Annotated in this window: 28 protein-coding genes; 6 read left to right on the top strand and 22 right to left on the bottom strand. The window is 54.8% G+C overall.

Annotation, left to right across the window (positions count from 1 at the left end):
• Position 1: 1 nt before the first annotated feature.
• Positions 2–1,261, bottom strand: coding sequence for a TolC family protein (locus tag ACP2AU_RS07030; protein ID WP_426375484.1), 1,260 nt, complete (start codon positions 1,259–1,261; stop codon positions 2–4).
• 275 nt (positions 1,262–1,536) lie between these two features.
• On the opposite strand from ACP2AU_RS07030, the gene ACP2AU_RS07025 reads away from it, so the two are divergent.
• Both ACP2AU_RS07025 and ACP2AU_RS07020 read left to right on the top strand, forming a co-directional pair.
• Entirely contained in the window at positions 1,537–1,821 is a 285-nt protein-coding gene (locus ACP2AU_RS07025; protein ID WP_426375395.1) for a hypothetical protein, read from the top strand.
• Positions 1,822–1,970: 149 nt separating this feature from the next.
• On the top strand, positions 1,971–2,210 hold the full coding sequence (locus ACP2AU_RS07020) for a hypothetical protein (protein ID WP_426375394.1): 240 nt from the start codon (positions 1,971–1,973) through the stop codon (positions 2,208–2,210).
• A gap of 264 nt (positions 2,211–2,474) precedes the next feature.
• Here the strand turns inward: ACP2AU_RS07020 and ACP2AU_RS07015 are convergent, their stop codons facing one another.
• From ACP2AU_RS07015 to ACP2AU_RS06995, 5 genes are all read right to left on the bottom strand, one after another.
• Positions 2,475–2,678: a hypothetical protein gene (locus tag ACP2AU_RS07015; RefSeq protein ID WP_022990665.1), complete on the bottom strand. Its 204-nt coding sequence runs from the start codon at positions 2,676–2,678 to the stop codon at positions 2,475–2,477.
• 41 nt (positions 2,679–2,719) lie between these two features.
• Complete coding sequence (locus ACP2AU_RS07010; protein ID WP_022990666.1) at positions 2,720–3,142, bottom strand: c-type cytochrome; 423 nt, start codon at positions 3,140–3,142, stop codon at positions 2,720–2,722.
• Positions 3,139–3,804 (bottom strand): isoprenylcysteine carboxylmethyltransferase family protein, encoded by a 666-nt coding sequence (locus ACP2AU_RS07005; RefSeq protein ID WP_426375393.1) that lies wholly within the window; start codon positions 3,802–3,804, stop codon positions 3,139–3,141. The genes ACP2AU_RS07010 and ACP2AU_RS07005 overlap by 4 nt, the downstream gene beginning before the upstream one ends.
• Positions 3,797–4,015, bottom strand: a complete 219-nt coding sequence (locus ACP2AU_RS07000; protein WP_246166816.1) for a DUF2933 domain-containing protein — start codon at positions 4,013–4,015, stop codon at positions 3,797–3,799. Before ACP2AU_RS07000 ends, ACP2AU_RS07005 begins: the two co-directional genes overlap by 8 nt.
• Positions 4,016–4,086: 71 nt before the next feature.
• Entirely contained in the window at positions 4,087–5,157 is a 1,071-nt protein-coding gene (locus ACP2AU_RS06995; RefSeq protein WP_426375392.1) for a YncE family protein, read from the bottom strand.
• Positions 5,158–5,345: 188 nt separating this feature from the next.
• Between ACP2AU_RS06995 and ACP2AU_RS06990 the strand changes: the two genes are divergently transcribed.
• The gene (locus ACP2AU_RS06990) at positions 5,346–6,638 is read left to right on the top strand and encodes a hypothetical protein (protein ID WP_142947944.1); all 1,293 of its coding nucleotides are present in this window, start codon (positions 5,346–5,348) and stop codon (positions 6,636–6,638) included.
• Between the two features lie 60 nt (positions 6,639–6,698).
• Here the strand turns inward: ACP2AU_RS06990 and ACP2AU_RS06985 are convergent, their stop codons facing one another.
• The 9 genes from ACP2AU_RS06985 to ACP2AU_RS06945 form a co-directional block, all read right to left on the bottom strand.
• On the bottom strand, positions 6,699–7,157 hold the full coding sequence (locus ACP2AU_RS06985; RefSeq protein WP_022990672.1) for a hypothetical protein: 459 nt from the start codon (positions 7,155–7,157) through the stop codon (positions 6,699–6,701).
• 176 nt (positions 7,158–7,333) lie between these two features.
• The gene (locus ACP2AU_RS06980) at positions 7,334–7,720 is read right to left on the bottom strand and encodes a DUF302 domain-containing protein (protein WP_104739845.1); all 387 of its coding nucleotides are present in this window, start codon (positions 7,718–7,720) and stop codon (positions 7,334–7,336) included.
• Between the two features lie 24 nt (positions 7,721–7,744).
• Entirely contained in the window at positions 7,745–10,105 is a 2,361-nt protein-coding gene (locus ACP2AU_RS06975; protein WP_426375391.1) for a heavy metal translocating P-type ATPase, read from the bottom strand.
• Positions 10,098–10,325, bottom strand: coding sequence for a hypothetical protein (locus ACP2AU_RS06970; protein ID WP_048496390.1), 228 nt, complete (start codon positions 10,323–10,325; stop codon positions 10,098–10,100). Before ACP2AU_RS06970 ends, ACP2AU_RS06975 begins: the two co-directional genes overlap by 8 nt.
• A 27-nt stretch (positions 10,326–10,352) precedes the next feature.
• Complete coding sequence (locus ACP2AU_RS06965) at positions 10,353–11,705, bottom strand: APC family permease (protein WP_426375390.1); 1,353 nt, start codon at positions 11,703–11,705, stop codon at positions 10,353–10,355.
• An 11-nt stretch (positions 11,706–11,716) separates the two neighbouring features.
• The gene (locus ACP2AU_RS06960) at positions 11,717–12,070 is read right to left on the bottom strand and encodes a hypothetical protein (protein ID WP_094625993.1); all 354 of its coding nucleotides are present in this window, start codon (positions 12,068–12,070) and stop codon (positions 11,717–11,719) included.
• Between the two features lie 152 nt (positions 12,071–12,222).
• Positions 12,223–12,972, bottom strand: a complete 750-nt coding sequence (locus ACP2AU_RS06955) for a copper resistance protein B (protein ID WP_426375389.1) — start codon at positions 12,970–12,972, stop codon at positions 12,223–12,225.
• Positions 12,969–14,678, bottom strand: a complete 1,710-nt coding sequence (locus tag ACP2AU_RS06950; protein ID WP_064226807.1) for a copper resistance system multicopper oxidase — start codon at positions 14,676–14,678, stop codon at positions 12,969–12,971. Before ACP2AU_RS06950 ends, ACP2AU_RS06955 begins: the two co-directional genes overlap by 4 nt.
• Before the next feature lie 84 nt (positions 14,679–14,762).
• Positions 14,763–15,296, bottom strand: coding sequence for a cupredoxin domain-containing protein (locus ACP2AU_RS06945; RefSeq protein WP_058340739.1), 534 nt, complete (start codon positions 15,294–15,296; stop codon positions 14,763–14,765).
• Between the two features lie 199 nt (positions 15,297–15,495).
• On the opposite strand from ACP2AU_RS06945, the gene ACP2AU_RS06940 reads away from it, so the two are divergent.
• Both ACP2AU_RS06940 and ACP2AU_RS06935 read left to right on the top strand, forming a co-directional pair.
• Positions 15,496–16,161, top strand: coding sequence for a response regulator transcription factor (locus ACP2AU_RS06940; protein WP_022990681.1), 666 nt, complete (start codon positions 15,496–15,498; stop codon positions 16,159–16,161).
• The gene (locus ACP2AU_RS06935; protein WP_091855226.1) at positions 16,148–17,482 is read left to right on the top strand and encodes an ATP-binding protein; all 1,335 of its coding nucleotides are present in this window, start codon (positions 16,148–16,150) and stop codon (positions 17,480–17,482) included. Before ACP2AU_RS06940 ends, ACP2AU_RS06935 begins: the two co-directional genes overlap by 14 nt.
• A gap of 126 nt (positions 17,483–17,608) precedes the next feature.
• Here ACP2AU_RS06935 and ACP2AU_RS06930 read toward each other — a convergent pair whose 3' ends face one another.
• The gene (locus tag ACP2AU_RS06930) at positions 17,609–18,325 is read right to left on the bottom strand and encodes a substrate-binding periplasmic protein (protein WP_426375388.1); all 717 of its coding nucleotides are present in this window, start codon (positions 18,323–18,325) and stop codon (positions 17,609–17,611) included.
• Positions 18,326–18,472: 147 nt separating this feature from the next.
• Between ACP2AU_RS06930 and ACP2AU_RS06925 the strand changes: the two genes are divergently transcribed.
• Positions 18,473–19,033, top strand: coding sequence for a TIGR00730 family Rossman fold protein (locus ACP2AU_RS06925; RefSeq protein WP_426375387.1), 561 nt, complete (start codon positions 18,473–18,475; stop codon positions 19,031–19,033).
• A 48-nt stretch (positions 19,034–19,081) separates the two neighbouring features.
• On the opposite strand, the gene ACP2AU_RS06920 is transcribed toward ACP2AU_RS06925, so the two are convergent.
• From ACP2AU_RS06920 to ACP2AU_RS06895, 6 genes are all read right to left on the bottom strand, one after another.
• Positions 19,082–20,032: an adenosine deaminase gene (locus ACP2AU_RS06920; protein ID WP_426375386.1), complete on the bottom strand. Its 951-nt coding sequence runs from the start codon at positions 20,030–20,032 to the stop codon at positions 19,082–19,084.
• A 29-nt stretch (positions 20,033–20,061) separates the two neighbouring features.
• A complete protein-coding gene (locus ACP2AU_RS06915) occupies positions 20,062–20,355 on the bottom strand; it encodes a type VI secretion system PAAR protein (RefSeq protein WP_426375385.1) in 294 nt (97 codons plus the stop codon).
• 475 nt (positions 20,356–20,830) lie between these two features.
• On the bottom strand, positions 20,831–22,135 hold the full coding sequence (locus ACP2AU_RS06910) for a ferredoxin reductase family protein (RefSeq protein WP_426375384.1): 1,305 nt from the start codon (positions 22,133–22,135) through the stop codon (positions 20,831–20,833).
• Positions 22,136–22,384: 249 nt separating this feature from the next.
• Entirely contained in the window at positions 22,385–22,801 is a 417-nt protein-coding gene (gene hepT / locus ACP2AU_RS06905; RefSeq protein WP_426375383.1) for a type VII toxin-antitoxin system HepT family RNase toxin, read from the bottom strand.
• A complete protein-coding gene (gene mntA, locus ACP2AU_RS06900) occupies positions 22,783–23,196 on the bottom strand; it encodes a type VII toxin-antitoxin system MntA family adenylyltransferase antitoxin (protein WP_426375382.1) in 414 nt (137 codons plus the stop codon). Before mntA ends, hepT begins: the two co-directional genes overlap by 19 nt.
• Positions 23,197–23,480: 284 nt before the next feature.
• Positions 23,481–23,747, bottom strand: a complete 267-nt coding sequence (locus tag ACP2AU_RS06895; RefSeq protein ID WP_426375381.1) for a DksA/TraR family C4-type zinc finger protein — start codon at positions 23,745–23,747, stop codon at positions 23,481–23,483.
• Between the last annotated feature and the right edge of the window lie 39 nt (positions 23,748–23,786).

The raw sequence follows: 23,786 nt of genomic DNA, 5'->3' as shown, positions 1-23,786 counted from the left end.
GTCAGTCCTGGTAACGATTCAGTGAAAAGGAAGGTATGTCGGAAGTGTCGGACGTCAGATAACGGAAACTCGCCAGATTCTTGGCCCGCTCGGCCATCATCTGTATCAATTCAACCTGGGTATTAAGCTCTGCAATTCGCGCTCGTACCGCTTCGGCGAAGTCGCCGTCATCGTTGTTGTAAGCAGTCAATGCTGCGCTTGCCTGCGCCTCCATTTGCGGCAGCAGGGTCTGTTCATAGAGCTCTATGCGGTCATCCAGTCGTTCGATCCGGGCCACGGCCGCACGGGCTTTGGCCTGAAGTCCCCGGATCTGCAAAATACGTTCTGTTTTTGCCGCCTCCAGTCGCGCCACTGATGCATTCAGTTTTCGATCCTGCCGGTTGCCTGTAAAGATCGGGAGATCAAAGCCAATGCCTACAGAAAACAGGTCGGCCCTGTCCTGACCGTTTGGTGCCCGCTCCCTGTATCCATATTGTGCAGATACTGACCATTCCGGCTTGTAGGCCTGGCGAGCCAGGTCAACGTCAACACTCTGGGCATCAATCAGCTGATCAGTCGCGCGGATTGACGGATGACGGATCAGTGCCTCTGCGGATGTTTCAGCCCAGCCCAGAGGAAACACTCTCAGCAACTCGTTGGGTACATCTTTACTGACAGCCAGCTTGGCCTGGTCCGGGCCGATCCACTCTGCCAGCTCCGCGCGGTTCGATGCCTGTTGCGAATGCAGCACCGTCAGCCGGTCCTCAAGTCGCGTCAGTTCCAGCGAGGCACGGATAACATCCTGCTGCCTGGAACCCATGCTTGCTGAGGTATACCCAGCCTCTGCGACATCCTCTAACTGTTGAAACAGAGCACGATTATCTTCAATCAGTTCGATGCTTTGCTGGGATCGCCAGACCTCAAGCCAGAGATGCGTTACCGATTCCATGACCTGCGCCCGGCGGTTCTCGCGTCGAAAAGGCTGAACGCCTGCCATTTCCTCTTTTTTTGCGCTGGCCAACTGACGGCTATTACCTCGCGGAATTCGCTGGGTAAATCCAATGGTGGCCTGAGTCATTGGCTCCTGTCCGGTATCGAAAGTATCCGTGGGCAAATTCGCGGCACCAAGCGTCATCCGGGGGTCCGGGAGTGCCCCATCGGCAACAGCTTCTTCCAACAGAGCATCTTGCATCTGCACACTCTGACGCAGCCACGGATCATTCTCGATGGCCGCATCAATCGCGCCGGTTAACTCAAGTCTGGTTGCCGTCCAAGCGGGCAAACTGGTCAAAACCAGAGCACCGAGAAAGGCCGGCTTTATAAGGTGAGGAAGAATGGACAACGTTATATCTCCATTGAAATGTTTCTGACTCGCAATCTTATAGCGCTCATCTGAAACCAAACTGAATTGCAGAACGAAAATTCACAATTTGATTTATATCAAGATACTGTTATTCCTGAAAAAAATTACTTTATTTTAAATTTTCTTATTTCTTTCAGGATCAATTCAGAAACCGATGTTTTAATTAACTCACCAACCAACTAGGAGGTGTAATAATGAAAAATTTTCTTATATTTGCAGCAGCAGTTACTGTTTCAACGTCCGTACTCGCCGGCAACATGTCAGACAATAAGGACATGAAGGCCATGCACAGCCAAATGATGGACAAATCATCCATTGAAGAAATACTTAAGAATGAAGAGATGCAGCGCTTACACAGAGACATGACACGTAATGCGATGTCCGAAGGGGGCTTTGAGGCTCGCGTGCAAATGATGACGGAAGAAGGCCGGGCTTATCACAAAGCTCTGAAACAAAGGCAAAAAAATACCGCAGGGTAATCCCTGCGGTAAAGTCAACTCGTGGAGACGCAAGCGCCGGCTGGCTCGGGCTTCGAGCAGTCGACGTCCTGATCGCGCTCAAGTAAATCACAGAAAACTGAAACTGAACTGAATTTCTTGAACGGTTTAAGGCAATTAAGGAGAGTATCATGAAAAAAATCATTATCGCTGCCGCAGCTGCCACTTTATTTTCTACCATGGCCACTGCCAATTCAGGATTGGCCGATCGGATTAATGAAGCGCGCACTTACCCGAACAAAACAGTCGACACGAAAACCAGAATGATGACCTGTATGAAAGACATGCAATCTCGCAAATCAATGAACGGGTCCAATGTCAATAAGCAGCAAAAAATATCAGTCAGAAACACACACCACAATCATACTTAAATAAATCCAGCGTGTTAGAGAATAACCAGTAGTCGACTGTCTCTTAGAACGACAGTCGACTATTTATTAAATATTGAAAATACAGAAAGTAATTTACTTCACTTCCACGATGCCTCTTCATTTGGCTCTCAGAGTCAACCACCCAAGAAACATCCATTTGACAATCAGGCCCGTTATCGGTGGCAAGAAAACCCATTGTGCAAGAGGAATTACCCCCTGTGCCTGTCCATGTGACTACCGGCATTAACTCGCTATAATTCCATCTTAAACCTGCCGAACCATCCAGGCCTCCAGGTCCGGTTCCCAGGTCCAGTATTCGGTTTCGATACGCATGGTGAAACGGCCGTGGTTGCTGTCCGACCACAGGGTGGCCTCCATCCCCTCAATCAATGATTCCGCCGAGGGCGCACCACCCAGCGCACTGCCCGGAAAAACACTTAGAAAAGCCACCACCCATAAGCATTTCATACGCTGCCTCCTTGAGTTAATCGTCTGATTACCCAGAGAAATCAGAGCCCACTCCTTTCAGACCATGCCTCATAGATCCGCTTGTCCCATTTGCTCTGGAAATAGGCGATAGCGGCTTTTTGATCGTCCCTGGAGAGCTCGTCTGCGAAGGCCGGCATTTTCCCACCCATGGGGGCGCCACCTTGACTAATTGTACCCATCAGCGTGTCGAAGGAATGGTGCCAGGCATGACCTGTTCCGTTGAGCGGTGGCGGCGGGTAAGAGCCATCCTTCAGAGTCTTTTTCCAATTGAAAGCGCCTTGGGCATTGCCGCCATGGCAGCTTGCGCAGTTGTCGTCGAACACCACTGCGCCGCGCTCGACCTCAGCCTGTGTGTACCAGCGGTCATCCACCGTCTGTTTACCGCAGCCGCTGATTAGTGCGACTGCAAGAACGCCTACTGAGATAGTTGCCCCATGCATCATTCTTGTTCCTCGATTTCCTTGCGCCTCAAATTCCTCAATTGCGGAATAAAACGGGGAGTTCTGGCTGCATAGGCCCGCCAATCGGAGCCGAACGCTTTTTCTGTTTCACGCTCCTCGTGAATAGACAGGCGCGAGTACATCCACACCAGCACCGGGAACATGGCCAGCGTCAGCAGCGTTGGCCACTGCAGCAGAAAACCGAACATGATGAGCACGAAGCCGGAATACTGGGGGTGGCGAACGTGGGCATACAGGCCGGTTGTGGCCAACTGCCCTGCCTTTTGCGCGGCATACAGGGTACGCCAGCCAGCCGCAATCAGATAAAACCCGAGGCCAATAAACACTGTGCTCAAGAGATGAAACGGCCCAAAGTGTGGGGAACCCTTCCAACCAAACAGCATTTCCAGCAAGTGGCCACTGTCGTGAGCCAACCAGTTCACGTCGGGATACTGGCTCTGCAGCCAGCCGGAGAGGAAGTAGAGCGTCAGCGGGAACCCGTACATCTCGGTGAACAGTGCCACCAGAAACGCGCTGAAAGCACCAAACGAACGCCAGTCCCGGCGGGTCTGCGGTTTGAAAAAACTGAAGGTGAAGAATATGAAAATCGCCGAATTCAGCACCACTAGGCTCCAAAGGCCATAATCCGATGCACCATCAGTCATCACGCTGCTCTCCACTCTTTCCCGGTTGCTCTGCCTGGTGGTTATGTCCTCCATGTCCTCCATGTCCTCCATGTCCTCCATGTCCTCCATGCCCTCCGTGCATAAAAATATGGATCAGCGGACAAGCAAGCAGTATCAGCCAGGGCAAGGCGCCAAGCAGATGAACCTTGTGTTCTCCCCAGAGTAGAACCAGTGCGATAACGGCAAACATTGCCAAGGTAATTTTAAAGCGTCGATCCATGAGCGGTTCCTTTGCGAAAAAGCCAGTGTCAGAACAGGGTACTAATGGGCCTCAAGGGATATCTGATGGCCTATGCCGCTCAGCGCGATCTCATCAACCACATCGAGGGATTCCGGGTCGAGCACCCAAAGCTTGTTCTCTGCCCGACTGGTCACCAGTAGCTGGCCATCGTAGGGAGAGACCGCAAGATGATAGGGCGCAGGAGCCAGCGGCCTGGTGTGGCGGGCGCCGCTGGCTAGCTCAATCCGGACCACCTGGTTGCCGCCCTGGCTGGTGGCATAGAGGGTCTGGCCATCTGCGCTCAAGCCAACGCCATGGGGCGCCTCCCCAACCTCGTACCGGTTCGCCACCGCGCCTTTGGCAAGCTCAAGGACAAGAACCTGGCCGGATGCAGCATCATTCACGTAGAGCCGCTGGTTGCCGGGGGCAAGCACCATATGCTCTGGGTTGCCGCCAACTCGCAAATTGCGCTCGACGAACCAGTGCTCGGTATCCACTTCGCTGACCGTGCCATTACCGGTATTGCTGACCAGAAGGGATTGGCCGTCGTCGGTTTGCACCAGATAGTTGGGGGCCGGCCCCGTCGCCACAGTTTTGACCAACTGACCGGAATCCAGATCCACAACGCTGATACTGCCACTAGCAGGATGCGTGGAAACGGCATAGCGACCGTTGGAAGTCACCAGCACATGGTGCACCGGCCCCGGCACTTCCAGTTTGCGGTCAATCGTCTTTGTGGCCGTGTTCACCAAATAGAGCAGCCCCGTACTCCCTGCTTCCAATTCAGTAGACTTCCCGCCCCCATGATGAGCGGCGTGTTCATCTTCTGAAATGCCTTCGGGGCGACTAACCGGCTTCTGACGATCATGCGCCGACAAACTACCCACCACCAGATACCGGCCATCCGGGGTCAGTGCCGAACCGTGGGTATTCAGGGTGCCGCCAATGGACGACGTCACCTTGCGGTTTTCCAGATCAATAACGCCGACGGCATCCGCTGTGCCCATGGGAACAAATGCCCGGTTCGTGTCTGCGGCCACCATCAGCGAAAAACTCATAGCGACACTGGCCGTAATACCAGCAATACACTGCTTGCGCAACGAATGGTTCATAGCGTGCCCTTTTTGGTCAGAGGGTTTCAGTAAGATCTCCTCGCCCGGTAAGCAAGATCCCGAACAGGCATGGTCATTACTTGGCAGTCCATCACACCAAGCTGAAACAGGCCTGAAAACAGTTGCGAAACATGCATTCGTTTGACCAGAATCAAGGTGGAACGATTCACAATGACCATGGACGACCAATGCAAGACGTGCCCCAGGAAAACCAGCGAACAACCAAAACCCACGCCGACCAGCTCAACCGGCAGTGTTACTGCATCACCCTTGACCGAAAAGCGCTCACTGACAGCCTCCAGAAGCAGTTTTCAGACACTGGGAACGAGGCGCCGGCCACTCCCGAGATCCATCATCTCTTTTCAAACACGCCGGTTTTTGTTCCCCAGGCTGACATCGCGACGATGGAGCGGATTGTTCAGGCGATCGAATCCGCAGCCGAGCTTCCGCCCTATAAGGAAAAAGCTCTGTCCTGGGCGCCGGACATCGCCGGTTTTGATCCAGGCCCCATCGGGGCGTTCATGGGCTACGACTTTCACCTGGGCGAGAACGGGCCTCAGCTGATCGAAATCAACACCAACGCCGGCGGCGCATTTCTGAACACGGTATTGGCCCGGGCTCAACACCGATGCTGTGACCCGTCCCAGCAGACCGCTGGCACCAACCGTGCATTGGATGGGTTCGAGGACGCGGTGTTTGCCATGTTCCAGCAGGAGTGGGAACGGCAAGGTGGCGACTCGACGCCCGGTTGGCTGGCCATTGTGGACGATGCCCCAGAATCCCAGTTTATGTTCCCGGAATTCCAACTGGCCCAGCAGTTATTCCAGGCCAGAGGCATAGAGACCTTGATCCTCGACCCATCGGAGCTTGAGTATGTTGATGGTGCCCTGAGCGCCCACGGCAAGCCTATTGACATGGTGTACAACCGCCTGGTGGATTTTGCCTTGGAGGCCCCGGCTCTTGGGGCGCTGAGGCGCGCCTACCTCGACGGCGCGGCGGTCGTCACGCCCAATCCACGCGCCCATGCGCTGATGGCCGACAAACGGAACCTGATCCTGCTATCTGATGCCCAAACCCTGCGCGACTGGGGCCTGAGTGAAACCGAGGCAGGATTTCTGGATAGAGCTGTACCGAAGACCCGGCTGGTTTCAGCAAGTGATGAGGCGGAGTTGTGGAGCAACCGGCGTAAACTGTTTTTCAAACCGGTAGCGGGCCATGGCAGCAAGGGCGTCTATCGGGGCGAAAAACTAACTCGCCGCGTTTTCGAAGAGATCCTGAAGGGTGATTACATCGCGCAGAACTTCGTTCCCGCCGGAGAACGCACCCTGAGAGTGGATGGCACGGTCACCACCAGAAAGGTCGATATCCGTTTGTACACCTATGCCGGGCAACATCTGCTTGCCGCTGCCCGTGTGTACCAGGGCCAGGCCACCAACTTTCGAACGCCGGGAGGTGGCTTTGCGCCCGTCTTTGAGGTGTGAAGGTGAGCCTCAATTGGAAACATTCAAAGGGATTAAGCTGTCAGCAAAAGTGCTCGGATCTCATAGATCCTGCATTCGGCCAACCTGACGAGCCAGTCTCATCGACTCATTTTCCTCCATCGCCAAAAGAGATTCGAACAGCTCTTTTGCTTCTGGAATTTCGGCTTTTCCAATCAGCGTTTTGTAGAGATCAATAATCTGATCATGAAAGTCGAACACTTCCCGGCAGATACCATCAAAATCAAGCTTCGCGTAAGGCTCGTCGCAGGTTCGATGAGTTTTGATCGGATTATGGGACAGGTAGTCGTACACCCGAGTTTCCAGTGCCTTCTTATCCCCTTGATGCTCAAACTCGTTCACGATCCGCTCTATTTCCGATTCATGAGCTGCCAGATAATCCAAAAGCGCACGGGCCCGTTCTTCCTCGTGCTTTGTTGCGCAATGGGACAGACAGCTCGCCAGATGTGAGTGCAGATCGCGCGTCCAGTCGATCAGTTGTCCAAAAGTCTTTATATCCATATCTTTTTTCCTTTTTTCTTCTCCATAATATGACTGACATCAAATAGGTATCCCGTCGTCAAATGAGGAGTCCTATTTGCATTTCCAGTGTTCAGTTGGGCTATGCGCTCGCCTGGCTAATTCGCTAATCCATTGCAAACCGCAGGCACTGCAGCAAATCGACGCCTCTACCGGCTTCAGATCGATTCCACAACCTCAGAGAGCATATCCCTGACCTTCCCGGCAACCTGCTTGAGCTCGTCATTATCGATGGCGCTCATGGAAGCCAATGGATCCACTGCACTTACCTCAATGCCCTCCGAAACCTCACGAAGAATAACGTTGCAAGGCAGCATGGCACCCACGCGAGGCTCCACACCGATGGCTTCCCAGGCCATGCCAGGATTGCAGGCCCCGAGAATCCGATAGGCCTGCATATCCTTGTCCAGCTTTTTCTTCATGGTGGCTTTGACATCAATTTCTGTCAGCACACCGAACCCGTGATCAGTGAGGGCCTGACGCGCTCTTCTGTCCACGTCCTCGAAATCGACATCTTTGATAACTTGATCGATCGTGTATGACATAGCTACCTCCAATGATTCAGAAGTTCATTGCTTTGACCCGAGTTTCACCACCCTCAAACGCAGCGCATTCACGATCACGCTGACCGAGGACAGCGACATGGCGGCCGCTGCAAAAATGGGCGACAGCAGTATCCCGAAAAACGGGTACAAAACCCCTGCCGCTATCGGAACACCGGCGGAGTTGTAAACGAAGGCGAAAAACAGGTTCTGACGGATATTGCGCATGGTCGCCAGAGACAAACGGCGCGCCTCGACAATGCCCATCAGGTCGCCGCGTAGCAGCGTAATGCCGGCGCTTTCGATGGCGACATCGGTCCCGGTGCCCATGGCCACACCGACATCCGCCGTTGCCAGTGCAGGCGCATCGTTTACGCCGTCACCCGCCATCACGACAACACGGCCTTCGTCTTTCAGGCGCTGGACGATCTTGCCCTTATCTTCCGGCAGGACTTCCGCTTCCACTTCGTCGATATGCAGTTTTCGGGCAACTGCTTCAGCTGAAGTGCGGTTATCGCCGGTCAGCATGACCACCCGGATGCCGTCTTTTTGCAGCGCGGAAATAGCGGCTTCGGTGGTTTCCTTGACCGGATCGGCAATCGCCAGCAACCCTGCGACGTTTCCGTCGACAGCAGCAAAAATCACGGTAGCACCATCTTTTCGGAGCTGGTCGGCGTCGCCGTCAAATCGCGTGGTGTCGACATTTTCCGACTCCATGAGAAGGCGGTTACCAAGTAGCACCCGCTTGCCGTCTATTCGACCGGTAACCCCTTTACCATTCGGAGAGTCAAAGTCTTCCGCATCCGGAAGCTTCAGGTCCATGCCCTTGGCTTTATCGAGTATGGCGTGAGCCAGTGGGTGCTCACTGCCTTTCTCCAGGCCGCCTGCATAACGCATGAGACTACTGTCATCGAACCCGTTGGCCGCGACAAGCCGGGTGACTTGCGGCTTGCCCTCTGTCAGCGTGCCGGTTTTATCCACCACCACGGTGTCCACCTTCTCCATACGCTCCAAGGCTTCCGCATCGCGAATCAGAACGCCACTTTGAGCACCGCGTCCGACACCCACCATGATGGACATGGGCGTCGCCAAGCCAAGTGCGCAAGGGCAGGCAATGATCAGAACACTGACCGCTGCAATCAGCCCGAACGCCATAGGCGGCGTGGGCCCGAAGAATGACCAGGCTATAAAGGCGATAATGGCGATCACGATCACCGCAGGCACAAAATAACCCGCCACCTTGTCGGCCAGGCCCTGAATGGGCGCGCGGCTGCGCTGGGCGCTCGCCACCATCTGCACAATCTGGGACAGCATGGTGTCACGGCCAACCTTGTCGGCCCGCATGATAAAGCTGCCCTGCTGGTTGATACTGCCGCCGATCACCTGGTCGCCGGATTTTTTGCTGACTGCCAAAGGCTCACCGGTCACCATGGATTCATCCACGTTGGAGCTGCCTTCAAGCACCTCGCCGTCCAACGGCACCTTGTCTCCCGGACGTACCCGCAAGCGGTCACCGACCTTGACCTGATCAAGCGACACATCGGATTCGCTGCCATCGTCGTCCAGTTTTCTGGCCGTCGCCGGTGCCAGATCCAGCAGGGCCTTGATGGCACCAGAGGTTTTCTCTCTGGCGCGCAATTCCAGCACCTGCCCCAGCAGCACCAGCACCACGATGACAGCAGCCGCCTCGAAGTAGACGGCGACCGACCCGTCTTCCTGCCGGAAGGCGCCTGGGAAGATCTGCGGCGCCAGGGTCGCAACCAGGCTGTAGATCAGCGCGACGCCGGTACCAATGGCAATGAGCGTAAACATGTTCAAGTTACGGCTAACCACGGATTTCCAACCCCGGACGAAGAAGGGCCAACCGCACCAGAGCACCACAGGCGTTGCCAGCACCAGTTGAATCCAGTTGGACATCTGCGGGGCTATAATGTGATCGAGTCCGGTGAGGTGCCCACCCATCTCCAGCACCAGTACAGGCAGGGCCAGCACCAGGCCGATCCAGAATCGGCGGGTCATGTCTTTGAGTTCTTCCGAAGGCCCGTCGTCCAGGCTTACCTGCTCGGGCTCCAGGGCCATGCCGCAGATTGGGCAGTCCCCTGGCCCTTGCTGCCGAATCTCGGGGTGCATGGGACAGGTATACATAGTGCCCGGCGCTACCGGCTCTTGCTGTTTCTTTTCCCAATCGAGGTACTGCTCAGGGTCCTCGTCGAATTTGGACTGGCAACGCGACGAGCAGAAGTACCAGGTTTTACCGCCATGCTGGCTGCGGTGTTCCGCGGTATGCGGATCCACTGCCATGCCGCAAACCGGATCCTTGGCGGTGTGCTCACCAGGTTCCTTATCGGTGTGGTGATCGTGGTCATGGGCGTGATGGTGCTCAGCCATTGCGATCTCCTGTTTTGTCGGCGGGCCAGTCTGCAAATGCAATAAAATACAGCAGAACCAGATTGACGATGGGGATCAATATCAGCACACCCATCCACCCCGGATACCCGGTGCGCTGGCAAATACGCCAAGCCGGAATGACCACCACAATGGCAATCACCAGCATCCACAGCCAGTGGCCTGCCCACATGGTATTCCCGAACATGTTATCTCCCATCATGGCAATAGCCTCTCTTCCTGATTCAGATTAATGATGATGCGCATGACTCTCTTCCTGTTTCGCTTGCGCCGATTCCGGTGATCTTTTAAGGAAAATCTGCTCGGATACTGCAATCACGATCATGGTCACGACTGCCACGCTGATGACGAACGGGTCCGTATTAAGCTTTACCCAGACGAAGCCGCCCAGCGCCAAAAGATCCAACAAGATGGCTGTAGTTGGCACCCAGGTGTTGGCCTTGATGTCTTTGCGAAGATAGCGCAGTACACCCCAGTGAATGGCAATGTCCATAATCAGGTAAAACACGATACCCAGCGCGGCAATTCGTGACAGATCAAAGAAGGCGGTGAGGATCAGCCCCAGGACAACGGTATACACCAGTGTGTGTTTCTGGATGCTGCCGGGCATGCCAAAATGCCGATGTGGTACGAGCTTCATCTCCGTCAGCATCGCCAGCATGCGGGATACCGCGAAGACGCTGGCGAGAATACCGCCCGCCGTGGCCATCATGGCAATAGCGACAGTAAACCAGACACCGTAATCGCCGAGAGCGGGACGCGCAGCAGCAGCGAGGGAGTAATCCTGCGTTTCGATAATTTCAGCCAGTGACAGGTTGCTGGCGACCGCGAAGCCCACCAGCGTGTAGATCACCACGCAGGCGGCAATGGAAATCACGATGGCGCGCCCGACGTTTCGCTTTGGGTCTATTACTTCCGAACCACTGTTGGTGATGGTCGTAAAGCCTTTGAACGCCAGAATCCCCAGTGCGGTTGCGCCCAGGAAGTTGCCCAGCGCTCCGGCTTCACCGGGCTCCGAAAAATCAACCGAGACTGAGTCGGCAATCCAGATCCCGACCAGACCGAAAATCAGTATGCCGCCGATTTTCAGGATCCCGATAAAGGAAGCCACCCCCTGAATCATCCGATTGCCGAGCAGGTTGATCACGAAAGCCACGAGGATTAATGCCACCCCCAGAATGGGCACCATACGGCCGCTTTCGTCCCCTCCGAATAGTTGCATGGTGTAAGAGCCAAAGGTGCGGGCCAGGAAGCTCTGGGCGATCACCATGGAAAAGTACATCAACAGGGCGTTGAAAGCCGTTGGCAGCCGGTTTCCGTAAGCCTTGTGCAGGTACATGCCGATACCGCCGGCGGACGGGTAGGCATTGGAGATCTTGATGTAGGAATAGGCGCTGAAGCTGACAATCACCGCCGCCGCGAGAAAGGCCAGCGGGAAAAGGACACCGGTCATCTGGGCCATCTGCCCGGTAAGTGCAAAAATACCGGCGCCAATCATGACGCCGGTACCCAGCATGACTGTCCCTGGTAAAGTGAGACTGCCCTCCTGGTAGCGGGTAGTTCGATCTTCCTCCCTGTTCATTCAACCTCCTGTTATTTTTTCATGGGTGGAATCTTGGAACAGCAGAACGGCTCATGCTTGGCATTTGCCCGGACGTTGTCGTCGGTAACCCGGTACCAAGCCAATTTGCGCCGGGTCCACCATCCGGTTTTCAATTGGCCACCGTAAGCCTTGATCAGTTCCAGTAATTCATCGACGGACCAGTGGGTTCCGTCGTACGTCACCTGCAATGTGCCATTTGGCTTACGCTCGGCGAAATCAACGCAGGGGTGGCGATTAAGATCGTGGATGAGCCCATCCCACTGATCCTCTCCAAGCCCCTCGACGGCCATTTTTCGGCGCAACAAAAACTGCTCCTGATTGGTTGCTTTGTGTGCTTTGGTCATGGGGTGACACCTCTCTTCCTGATGACTTCTCCCTGTATCAAAACACTTCAATCTGAACTGCGGCTGAAAATGGACACAGACTTTCGGTGGATTTGAGTTACATCAAATCATAGATGAAAAAGGGCCGTGGGTTTCCCCATGGCCCATCAGCATCAGAATGCGATTCGAGCGCCGATCACGGCAAACCAGTCTTCTGTGCCACCGCCGTCCGCCTCGGCCAGGTCGGCGCTATCGCCATACTTACGCTCGTGCACCACACCTACGTAGGGTGAGAACGCACGGTCGATCAGGTCGTAGCTGAGCCGGAGGCCGGTTTCGGTGGAAACCAATCCCTTGCCGACGCCGATCTCTTCATCCTCACTGAACGCTACTGAGGCATCCAGCGTTGCCGCCAGAATCCAGTAGTTGGTGAACAGCAATTCGTACTCAGCGTCCAGTTCAGCTGACGTATCGCCATCCTTGCTGACATACAGATTTGCATCGATCTCAAACCATTGGGGCGCCAGCCCGGCCACACCGAGAACCGCATACGTACGGTCCGGCCCCTCGGGCGTATCGAAACGCACGCCCGCTTTGGCGTCGAAGAACTTGGAGATAGGGATCTGGCCGACCAGCTGGTTTTCCAGCGTTTCGTAGGCCTGCTCCTCTATCTCGTACTCCCCGGTTGTGAGCAGCCGGACTTTAAAGTCGTCGGTGCCATAGAAGGCATCCGCATTCCAGACGCCCAGCTCCTCGTCATCGTCGCTGTAGCGGTACTCAAATTCCTCGAATTGAACGCCCCAGGTTGTGAGCGACTGTTTTCGAGCGGTCGTGTCGGAGATCATTTCCTGAGCTGTCACCGCCGTTGAGACACCAATAGAGGCAAGGAAGCTGACTGCGACAATTGATCGAATACAGCTCATACCTCACCTCCATCTTTGGCAATCACGTCTGTTTTGGCCTGCGTCGACTCTGGCCCACCTTCAACAATGACCTTGCGGAACATACCAGCGGCCGCGTGATAGGACAGGTGACAGTGGAACGCCCACTGACCGGGCTCGTCGACCTCGGTTTCCATGTAAACCGTGGTGCCTGGCTGCACACTGACCGTGTGCTTGATCGGGTTCCATTGGTCTGCACCAACATCGAGAATGGACCACATACCGTGCAGGTGCATAGGGTGAGTCATCATGGTCTCGTTCACGAATTTGAAGCGAACTCGCTCACCGTATTTGAGACGAATTGGGTCTGCGTCTTCGTACTTGACGCCATTAATGCTCCAGGTATAACGCTCCATATTGCCGGTCAAACGAAGCTCAATTTCCCGGGTCGGTTCGCGGTCTTCATACAGTGGATCTTGGGCCTTCAGGTCAGCATAGGACAGGAACTTGCCGCCATTGGCTGCCGTGGGTACAAGGCCACTTCCCTTGGCGTAAAAGGGGTCGCTTTGGCCGCCTTTTCCCATCGCCATGGAACCATGATCCATGCCTTCCATGTTGGAATGATCCATTCCGGACATCCCTTCTGAGCTATTCATATCCATGTCGCCATGATCCATACCGGCCATGTTGCCATGGTCCATGCCGGGCATACCGCTCATGTCTGCCATAGTCAGGCGCGCCGGATCACGCAGTTGCGGAACAGCCGCTTCCATACCTTCTTCGGGGGCCAACGTTGCCCTGGCATAGCCGGACCGCCCCATGGATTCAGCAAAAATGGTGTAGGCCTGCTTGTCTCTCGGGCGAACGATCACATCGTAGGTTTCCGCCACACCAATCCGGAATTCGTCCACATTGACCGGCTGAACGTTGTTGCCATCAGCCTGGACAACCGTCATGTCCAGACCAGGAATCCGGATGTCGAAGTAGGTCATCGCAGAAGAGTTGATGAATCGCAGCCGAATGCGTTCGCCCGGCTCAAAGAGTCCCGTCCAGTTCTGGTCCGGGCCTTTGCCGTTGATCAGGCCCGTAAAGCCCTGCACGTCTTCAACGTCCGCCTTCATCATCCGCATACCACCCCAGGCAATACGGTCACTGACGGTGTTCATCAGGCCATTCTTTGACACGTCCGAGAAAAACTCGCCGACAGTTTGCTGCTCGCGGTTGTAGTAATCCGGCATCATTTTCAGGTTGCGCATGATGCGGTCACCGGAATGGGGGTGCTTGTCAGTCAGCTGCACCACGTATTCACGATCGTAGCGGAATGGCTCACGGCCCTCGGGCTCGATGACAATGGCACCATAGGCGCCGTCCGGCTCCTGAAAACCAGAGTGGCTGTGGAACCAGTAGGTGCCTGCCTGCTGGATAGGAAACTCATAGGTAAAGGTTTCACCCGGCTTGATGCCCGGGAAACTGATACCAGGCACACCGTCCTGGTTAAAAGGAAGGATCAGGCCGTGCCAGTGAATGGACGTCATCTCATCCAGGTTGTTGGTCACGTTGATCCGGACGTTCTCGCCTTCCTTGAAACGCATTACCGGTCCCGGAGATGCGCCGTTGTATCCAATGCCTTCCTTCACAAAATCGCCGGTATCAATTTTTACCCGGTCGACCGTAAGGTCGTATTCGCCGGCCAAAACCATGGCTGGCATCAGCAGGCTCAAAAGCCCTGTCAAAAAGCGTGGTTTCATCTGTGTTGCTCCGAACTACACGTCATTGAAGCCGGGCCGAGAAACGTGTCTCAGCCCCGCGCTCGCGGACCTCAGTTAAGCGAGTTACTCGAAATTGACCTCACCGTACATCCCGGCCTGATAGTGGCCCGGCACGTTGCAGGCAAATTCGATATTGCCTTTATCAGAGAACTTCCATACCACTTCTTTACTTTGGCCCGGTTCCAGCAACACGCTGTTCGGGTCGTCATGCTTCATGGAATGGCCATTCCCCATATCCATATTCATCATGTCGTGGTTCAGCTTGCCGCCCTGGATGACGCCATGCTCAACCATCATCATCATTTCCTCTTGATGAGCTTCGTGCATGTCGGGAGTGCCAACATTGAACTCATGGACGAGGTTTCCCTTGTTCTCCACCACGAAGCGAACGGTTTCACCCGGCTTTACACTGATTTCTTCGGGTTCGTAGTAGTTGTCGTACATCTCGACAGTTACGGTTCGGCTGGCCTCCGACGCTTTGCCAGGTTCACCGCTTGTAGCGCCGTGCCCGTGGCCACCATCATGGGCGCCAGCCGCAAACGCTGTTGCCGACATTGAAAGCGCCATACCCGCTACGAATAGTTTTGATGCATTCATCTTTTTATCCTCTGTAAAATATTGCTCGAAAAACACTGCAGGATTGAGCCCCAATCTTGAGCAATGTCCAGAATCGGTTGTTACCTTCTCTCACTAACCTGAATTCTTTCTGAAAAACTCGAACTATTTTCCGTTCAGGCTGAATTCAGGTTAATCAGTCACACTTTCGACCGCGGACCATACATAGAAGGAAAAACTCATGCGTTTACTGCTCGTCGAAGATGACCGCTTGCTTGCTGAGGGTCTGGTCAGGCAGTTGGGAAAAGCAGGTTTCAGCGTTGATACAACTCCCAGTGCCCGAGAAGCCGTCGTTCTGGGTGAGCAAGAGGATTACCGTGCTGTTGTTCTGGACCTGGGTCTACCTGATGGCAACGGGCTGGACGTATTGAGAAAGTGGCGAACGAATCACGTCAGCTGTCCGGTCTTGATTCTGACCGCGAGAGGCGATTGGCAGGATAAGGTTAACGGCTTAAAAGCCGGGGCAGACGATTACCTGGCAAAACCTTTTCAGACAGAAGAGCTAATCGCACGCCTCAACGCACTCGTGCGTCGAAGTGAAGGAAGGGTCCATGCTCAGGTTAAAGCCGGCCGCTTTGAACTGGACGAAAACCGCCAGAGTCTCAAGATGGACGACGGCGTGGAACATACACTTACCGGCACCGAATTCCGGCTGCTACGTTGTTTGATGAGCCGCCCTGGCCACGTCTTTTCCAAAGAACAACTAATGGAACAGCTTTACAACTTGAATGATAGCCCGAGCGAAAACGTCATTGAGGCGTATATTCGGAGGTTAAGGAAGCTAGTGGGCAGCGAAACCATCTCAACACGACGCGGCCAGGGGTACATTTTTAATGCGATTCCTTAAAAAGCCTGCGTCCGTAAAAGGAACCTTGCTTGCGCTGTTACTGCCCGCCGGAATTGGTCTAATGGGGGTAGCGTGGTTGGTTCATGGCTTGCTGCTCGACCGAATGTCTCGGGAATTCGTTGAAAGCCGACTGAAAGATGAAGTCGCTTTCCTTGAACACCAGATTCGCGACGCGAATGGTGAAGTTGACACTCTCCAGACGGGCGATTATTTCCAGGATGTTTTTCATCATGCCTTTGCCATACATACACCCGAACAGACCATCATTTCACCCGATACTTGGGAGCCCTTGTTAACGCCTCTGATTGAAAACGAAGAAGACGGAACCGTTCGCGTAGAAGATGCCGAAACCACTGATACTCCCTTAGACATCCTCGCCTACCGAAAGTCTTTTCAGGTCGGTGAAACACCCATCGTCGTAATCGTTTCTGAAGATCTGGGTGCGCTGAAACGCAGCCAAGCTGCACTTCATGCCTGGACCGCCGTAGTATCAGTTCTGTTGATTATGCTCTTGGTCGCCGTGCTCTGGTTCGGTATCACGATGTCCATGCGACCGGTTGTCACACTCAAAGCCGCATTAAAAAGACTCCAGGACGGAGAGATCTCCCGAATCAACGTTCAGTCGCCAGAGGAGTTCCACCCGCTGGTTCTTCAACTAAATCAGTTGCTGGACTCCTTAGATCAGCGACTGGAGCGCTCCAGAGACGCTCTCGCAAACCTGTCTCATAGCGTCAAAACCCCCATCGCAGCCGTCCGGCAGATACTGGAAGACGACACACGTCCTATCGACACCAATCTAAGGCGCCAGATGGCGGAGCGATTAAGCGATATCGACAGGCAATTAGAAGCTGAAATGCGTCGAAGCCGTTTTGCAGGGCCCCAGATTGGGAAAAGCGCCTACCCCATAAAACAGGCACGAGATCTTTTGTGGATGCTCGGTCGTTTATATCCGGAAAAGTCGTTTGAACTATCGAGTTCTCTGCCTGAAGACAGCCGATGGCCAATAGAAGAACATGATCTTAATGAAGTATTGGGCAACTTACTCGACAATGCTGGCAAATGGTCTTCGAGATGCGTAGAGCTCTCTGTGGAACAAGGCAGCGGCTTTAAGCGAATAGTTGTTGCTGATGATGGCCCAGGGGTTAATCACAAGGATTTAGCCAGTTTGGGCCAAAGGGGTCTGCGGCTAGATGAGCAAACACCTGGGCACGGTCTCGGTCTTGCTATCGTTCGAGATATAGTGACTCGCTATGAAGGTAAAATCAGCTTTTCGACTAAGTCCTGTAGCGGTTTACGCGTTTCTATCGAATTATTAAGATAAAATCGAACGTTCGCTTTTGTTTAGTAGTGCTCTGGATGCGGCCACACAGTAAAGCGGAAATTTAGGTACGACGCCCGGAACACCCCTTGCCTGCCCGTCATATGGACAAATCGGCCGTCAACCTCTTCAACGGTCCGGCCGCGGCAGTTTGGGCAACAGGGTTTCAACATCAATCGAGTAGGTAGCGAAAAAGCTCTCCGCCGCTTCAATTAAAGCCGCCTCGGTTTTGAGTATTCCAAGATAGACCGGCCATTCGGCGGCTATCAGTTCCGTGCTGTAACGCTCATGATCAACATCTCCGAGCAATGCCAGAAACCGGAACTCCGTTTCGTTCATGACGATGTAATCGCAACGTTTGTGCAAAAACATCAGCAGCATATGCTGGGCGCTGTACGCATCCTGGCGCACCAGTTGGCTCCCGATCCGCCGCTCGAGTTGATCACTGTATACAAACCATCTGCGTAGACAGATATTTCCCTGGAGATCATCAAACGAATCCGCTTGGCGACCCGGTAGCGCGAACACCCGGTCACGCCAGGTTAATACCGGCCCGACGGCGTGCATTTGGTCTGGCAAGGGCATCCACCGTGGGCTGGCAAACACTGCGTTGGCGAGCCCTCGTTGCAGGGCCCAGGCCTGGCGTTTACGGGCCATCGGGAGGAAATCGGCTGCGATACCGGTCTCCGTTGTGAAGTCTCTGATCGCCTCGACAAAAATGCCCTGGTTGAGGTTGTGGCCGTAATAAAATGGCAGAAAACTATCGTCCGACCCCATAATCTGGAGCGTTTGGGAAGAAACTGGAAGGAACCAGAATGCCATGATGGTAAACAGTGCTACTCTCATTCTGTCCTCGCTGGAATGGTCCATCCGGTAGGGCCGTCAATTGCCCAACTCGGCCTTTATAGTTGAAGATACACGGCCAGACCAACACTATCGAGTGAACAACCCATTCAACTCCCTAAACCGATTCGATGGAGCCTCTACAAACACATGAAAATTGCCGTATTTTGTGGTTCAAGCAGTGGAGAAAACCCGGAATTCGCTCAGGCAACCCGCGCCCTGGGGCATTACCTGGCAGCGAACGGAGTGGATCTGGTGTATGGCGGAGGTAACGTCGGCCTGATGGGCGTGGTGGCAGATGCCTTTCTTGAAAAAGGAGCCAAGGTATACGGGGTGATACCCGAGCACCTGAAAGACCGGGAGCTGGCCCATCATGGGCTGACCGAGCTGAGCATTGTTGCCGATATGCACGAACGCAAGGCCGCCATGGCCCAGATGGCCGATGCCTTTGTTGCCCTGCCCGGAGGCGTTGGCACACTCGAGGAAATCTTCGAAGCCTGGACCTGGACCCAGCTTGGCTACCACGCCAAGCCTTGTGCGTTTTACAACATCAACGGTTTCTACAATCTGCTGTTCGAGATGATCTCGAATATGTCGACAGCCGGCTTTGTGAAACAACAGCACTCAGATATGCTGATTCGCACGGACAACGCCGAAGAACTGCTCTCGGCAATCCGCGGCTACGAAGCACCCACGCCAAAATGGACATAACAGCCTCTGACTCTGAGCGCTAAAGTTGGCGGCACACGCCGCCAACTTCTAAACCAGCCGAGCATCCAGGCTGTTCTTCGCCAGCTGCCGGGCCTGCGCTTCGGTCATACCCAGGCTGTCACGCAGTGCCACAAAATTCTCCAGCACATAGCCGCCGAAATAGGCCGGGTCATCGGAATTGACGGTGACTTTCAAGCCCCGCTCCAGCAACTCGAGAATATTGTGCTGGGCCATGTTATCGAATACCCGCAGTTTGATGTTCGACAGCGGGCACACGGTCAGGGCAATCTGCTCCTCCGCCAGCCGATCCAGCAGCCTGGGGTCTTCGGCCGCACGCACGCCATGATCAATCCGGCTCACTTTTAACAGATCCAGCGCCTCCCAGATGTACTCGGGCGGGCCTTCTTCCCCGGCGTGAGCCACCGCCAGCAGGCCTTCGGCTCGGGCCTTGGCAAACACCCGTTCAAACTTGCTCGGCGGATGCCCCTGCTCCGAGCTGTCCAGACCCACGGCAAAAAACTGATCGCGGAACGGCATCGCCTGCTCCAGAGTCTGAAACGCCTCATCTTCCGACAGATGCCGGAGAAAACTCAGAATCAGGCCTCCGCTGATCCCCAATTTGCTCTGGCCGTCCGCCATGGCGGCACTGATGCCGCGAATGGCAACCTCGAAGGGAATGCCCCGCTCGGTATGGGTTTGAGGATCGTAGAAGGGCTCTACATGGACCACACCCTGAGCCTGGCAACGCTGCAAATAGGCCCAGGTGAGGTCGTAGAAATCCTGTTCGGTGCGCAGCACGTTGGCACCCTGATAATACAGATCCAAAAATTCCTGCAGATTATTGAACGAATAGGCCTGGCGAAGCTGCTCCACATCCTGCCAGTGCAAATCAATCTTGTTGCGCTCGGCCAGGCGGAACAGCAGCTCCGGCTCCAGGGCACCTTCAAAATGCAGGTGCAACTCAGCCTTGGGCAGGGCTTTTAGCCAGGAATCATTCATTATTCGCTCCACAGGTTGCTCAGTCTTGTCTAGACATCACCAATCACCACGCTACCACTGCCAATCGTGACACCACCACAGGAGATTGCACCGCCAGTGATCGCGGCCGGAATGCCGTTGATCAATACCGTTGCCGAGCCCGCCGCGATGGCGCGTGGATGAGGCGGGTGTTTGGGCTTGGAGTGCGGCGCGAGAGGGTCGCCAACGCGGGCGACGGGTTTGCCGTCAATCAGGACATCGGCGGAGCCAGCCAGCACCGGCGTGGGCGGAAAGCCCTGATGATCGGTTCCTAAATCACCCAACAATACAACGTTCTTGCTCATTCCCAGTTCCTTCTGTCCCTGAATATTTACAAAGCTTCCATTGGGCTGCCGTCACTGGCAACCAACCGGTTCATGGTAAACAAAGCCCGATCAATTCCCAAGCAAAACACCGCGCCTATTAACCAGAACGCGACCTCAATCTGCCGTTGCTGCCACGAATTCTGGCCGGTGCTGACGGTTGAATAACTCGGTATAGCCGAAAATGTTACCCACAAAACCTGTGGATAACGTTGTTGGGAACCTCGGGTTAACTACTCATAAGCCCCGTGCAGAGGGGGCTCGCGAAAATTGATGCTAAAACAGGCAGGTTCAAAGACGATGAGTTTTCAGGCTGTCTGGCGGCAAGGGCTGAGCCAGCGCTCCTGCCCCTGTTTTTCAGCGCAACACAAACACCAGCAGGCTCAGCATCAGAGCAATATTCAGCCCCCAGATCACCAAAGAAAGCCGCTGCTGCCGGGTCAACCGCTGGATGGGATTAGTCATAGCTAAACCGCTCCGAGAGAATTCTGTGAGCGGGTGTGCCCCGCTGAATCAGGTGGTCTTCAACAACATCCATCATGGCCACCGGCCCGCACATCACAAACACCCAGCCGTGGAACTCCTCCGCTGAGAACACGCGGTCCAACAGCGGGCCATCGATGAAGCCGGTCTCTCCCTGCCAATGCTCCGGCGGTTCCGACAAGACATAGGCCACACCCTCATCCCCCAATTCCTCACGATACGCAATTTGATCCATGGTGCGGTTGCCATAGACCACCTTCACTTTGCGTGCATCGCCAGTCAGGCGCATTTGCCGGAGCAGGCCCAGCAACGGCGCCAAGCCAACGCCACCGGCGATAAGCGCAACCCCCGGAGCCTCGCAATTATCGATGGTAAGATTGCCATAGGGGCCATCCACATAGGCGACGGTTCCGGGTTCTGTCTTGCCAATGGTTCCCGTGAAATCGCCAAGTTCCTTGATCATGAAGGAAAGGTCCGGCCCGGCCGCCGGTGCGGAGGCAATGGAGAACGGGTTCTCCTTCAACGAAAAGGAGCTGTGCCCCACATTCAGCCAGGCGAATTGCCCGGCCTGGTAAGCCAGACCACGGTGACCGTCGGGAGTCACCGTCACTTCCCATTGCTTTGGCGTTAACCGGGTAACAGACGTCACGCGCCAGGGGCGAGTTTTCTGCCACCAGGGCACCACCAGATACACCATCAGTAGCGACCCCACCGCCACACCCGTCATGGCCAGCCACACCCCAGCCATCACAGGCTGCGATCCGTATCGCCCGGCAAACACGGTATGGTGCAACAAAAGTAACGCGATCAGCAGCGCGCCAAGCCCGTGTAACAGACGCCAGGTCTCGTATCGGTAGCCCAACTGAGCGCGCCCGATGGCCATAACAACCAGGCCAGCAAGCAGCAACCAGGCGACAATGCCAGTCGCCAGAGCGGAAAAATCCATGGTAAGCGTCAACTGGCGCGTGGGGTCCCATGGGCGCAAACCGCCTGCCGGGGTCCCCTGATAAAGCAACGGGTGCAGCAGCGCAAAGACCAGAGCCGTGCGGGCCATAACCTGATGAAACCGCATGGTCACCCCCATGCCCACATCATTTGAAATCGCCTTGAACCGGCCAGACAGAATGAATTCCACGAGCACCATCGAGAAAACCAGAATGCCCAGACCGGAGGCCAGCTCCTGGTGGAACGAACGGGGAGGACCACCCACCCAGGCCGACAAAAGCAACGGCAGGGTGACAGCGGCAAAGTAAGCAACAACCAGAAGGAGCGGTTTCATCTGAATAGCCTGTTCCCTGTATCAGGTCATGCAACATACCCTGATATTAGCCAATACTGCCGGCTTGGGAACATTCGAATTCGTTTGAGTGATGAATCGCGGCCCACCGCGAACTTTACCCACAAAAGCTGTGGATAACTGTGTTGGGAACCTCGGGTTAACTCCTCATAAGCCCCATTTCACAAGGGCTCGGGAAACCTGATGCAAAAATGGACGATACCCGGCGAAGACCGGTTCAGGCTTTCTCGTTTACGCCATCAAATCCGAAAACACTCTGGCAAACGCACGAAAATCACCAAGATGTTTACTGCAAATGGTATACACGATCTCCCAGTTCACATCGTCATAATTGTGAACCATCACATTCCGGAATCCGACGGACTTCCGCATACGAGCCGCCAGTTCAGGGTCGATAATGCCGGACTGCGCCAGCGCTTCAAATGCCTGCCCCATGGTTTTTGGTGCTGTCGCTTCAGTGTGCTCGGCAAGCCAGTGGGAGGCGATGTCGACACACATCTGTACCGCTCGGGTGAGGTTCAGCGAAATGATGTCTTGGGCGTCCAGATCAACCAGCAGAGTATCCAGGTCTTCCGGTAGGCGGGATTCCACACGCTGAATGCAGCGCCGGAGGGACTCCAGTTTCTGTGCTACGAGTTGTTCATCCATGCGTTGCGTCGACCTTCGAGGATACGTTTCTGGTAAGGGACAAAGTCTTCGTTTTCCATAATATTACGATAAATCAGATCACCCCATTGGTGGCGCGTGCCAACAACCTGTATGCCAGTGCTGACAATCTGGTGCAGCAGAGGCTGCCCGGCTGTTCGTAAGTCCACCAAATCCACAGGGCGATTGAAGGCCAGAGCAATGGCTTCGGTTATAGCAATACGCTCATCCGCACCGAGCTCTTTGTCCGCCTGAACGGCAACATCGATATCGCTGTCTGGCCGGGCCGTTCCCCGAGCCATGGAGCCAAAGAGCGCCGCAACCCGTATATGGGGAAAATCGGCCAGTAACTCGCTGAGCTTCTCGATATCTGGATGCTTGGTTTGATCAGGAGCCATGGTTTTCGCCTGGAATGTTTAAGTTCCGAGTGTATCAGAAAGCGTTCAGGCGGTCGGTCTAACAAAGAAACTTTACCCACAAAAGCTGTGGATAACATTGTTGGGAACCTCGGGTTAACTGGCCATAAGCCCCATGCCACGGGGGCCAGGCAAACTTGATGCAAAAAGAATCAACTCCACCTCAACACCGGTTCCCCCAAGCTCGGACGCTTTGAACGTATCGGCACTTGCCCCGCTCTCGGTGAACCAATAAAGGCCTCGGTAACAACGTGCAGGCCTTGCTCTCACCGTAGCTGACTATCCTTGCTGCCCCGGCGATTGAACCCGCGCGACGTCGATTGCTCCTTCTCAAGCGCAGACTGGCAGTCAACGCAAAGCCGCACGCCCGGAATGGCCCGGCGGCGGGCTTCTGGAATCGCGCGGTCACACTCCTCACAATAGAGCGCACTTTCGCCGTTACCGAGCTGGCTCCGGGCCCGCTGCACCTCGTCTTCAACACTGGCGTCGATCTGATCCTGAACGGCGCCATCCCGTGACCATCCACCAGCCATAGCGTTCTCCGATCATCAAATGAATGCAGCTTTAAGATT

The organism is Marinobacter sp. VGCF2001, assembly GCF_049943275.1.
GTDB lineage: Bacteria > Pseudomonadota > Gammaproteobacteria > Pseudomonadales > Oleiphilaceae > Marinobacter.
The sequence above is the reverse complement of the archived record's forward strand: the minus strand, read 5'-3'. Positions and strand labels throughout refer to the sequence as shown.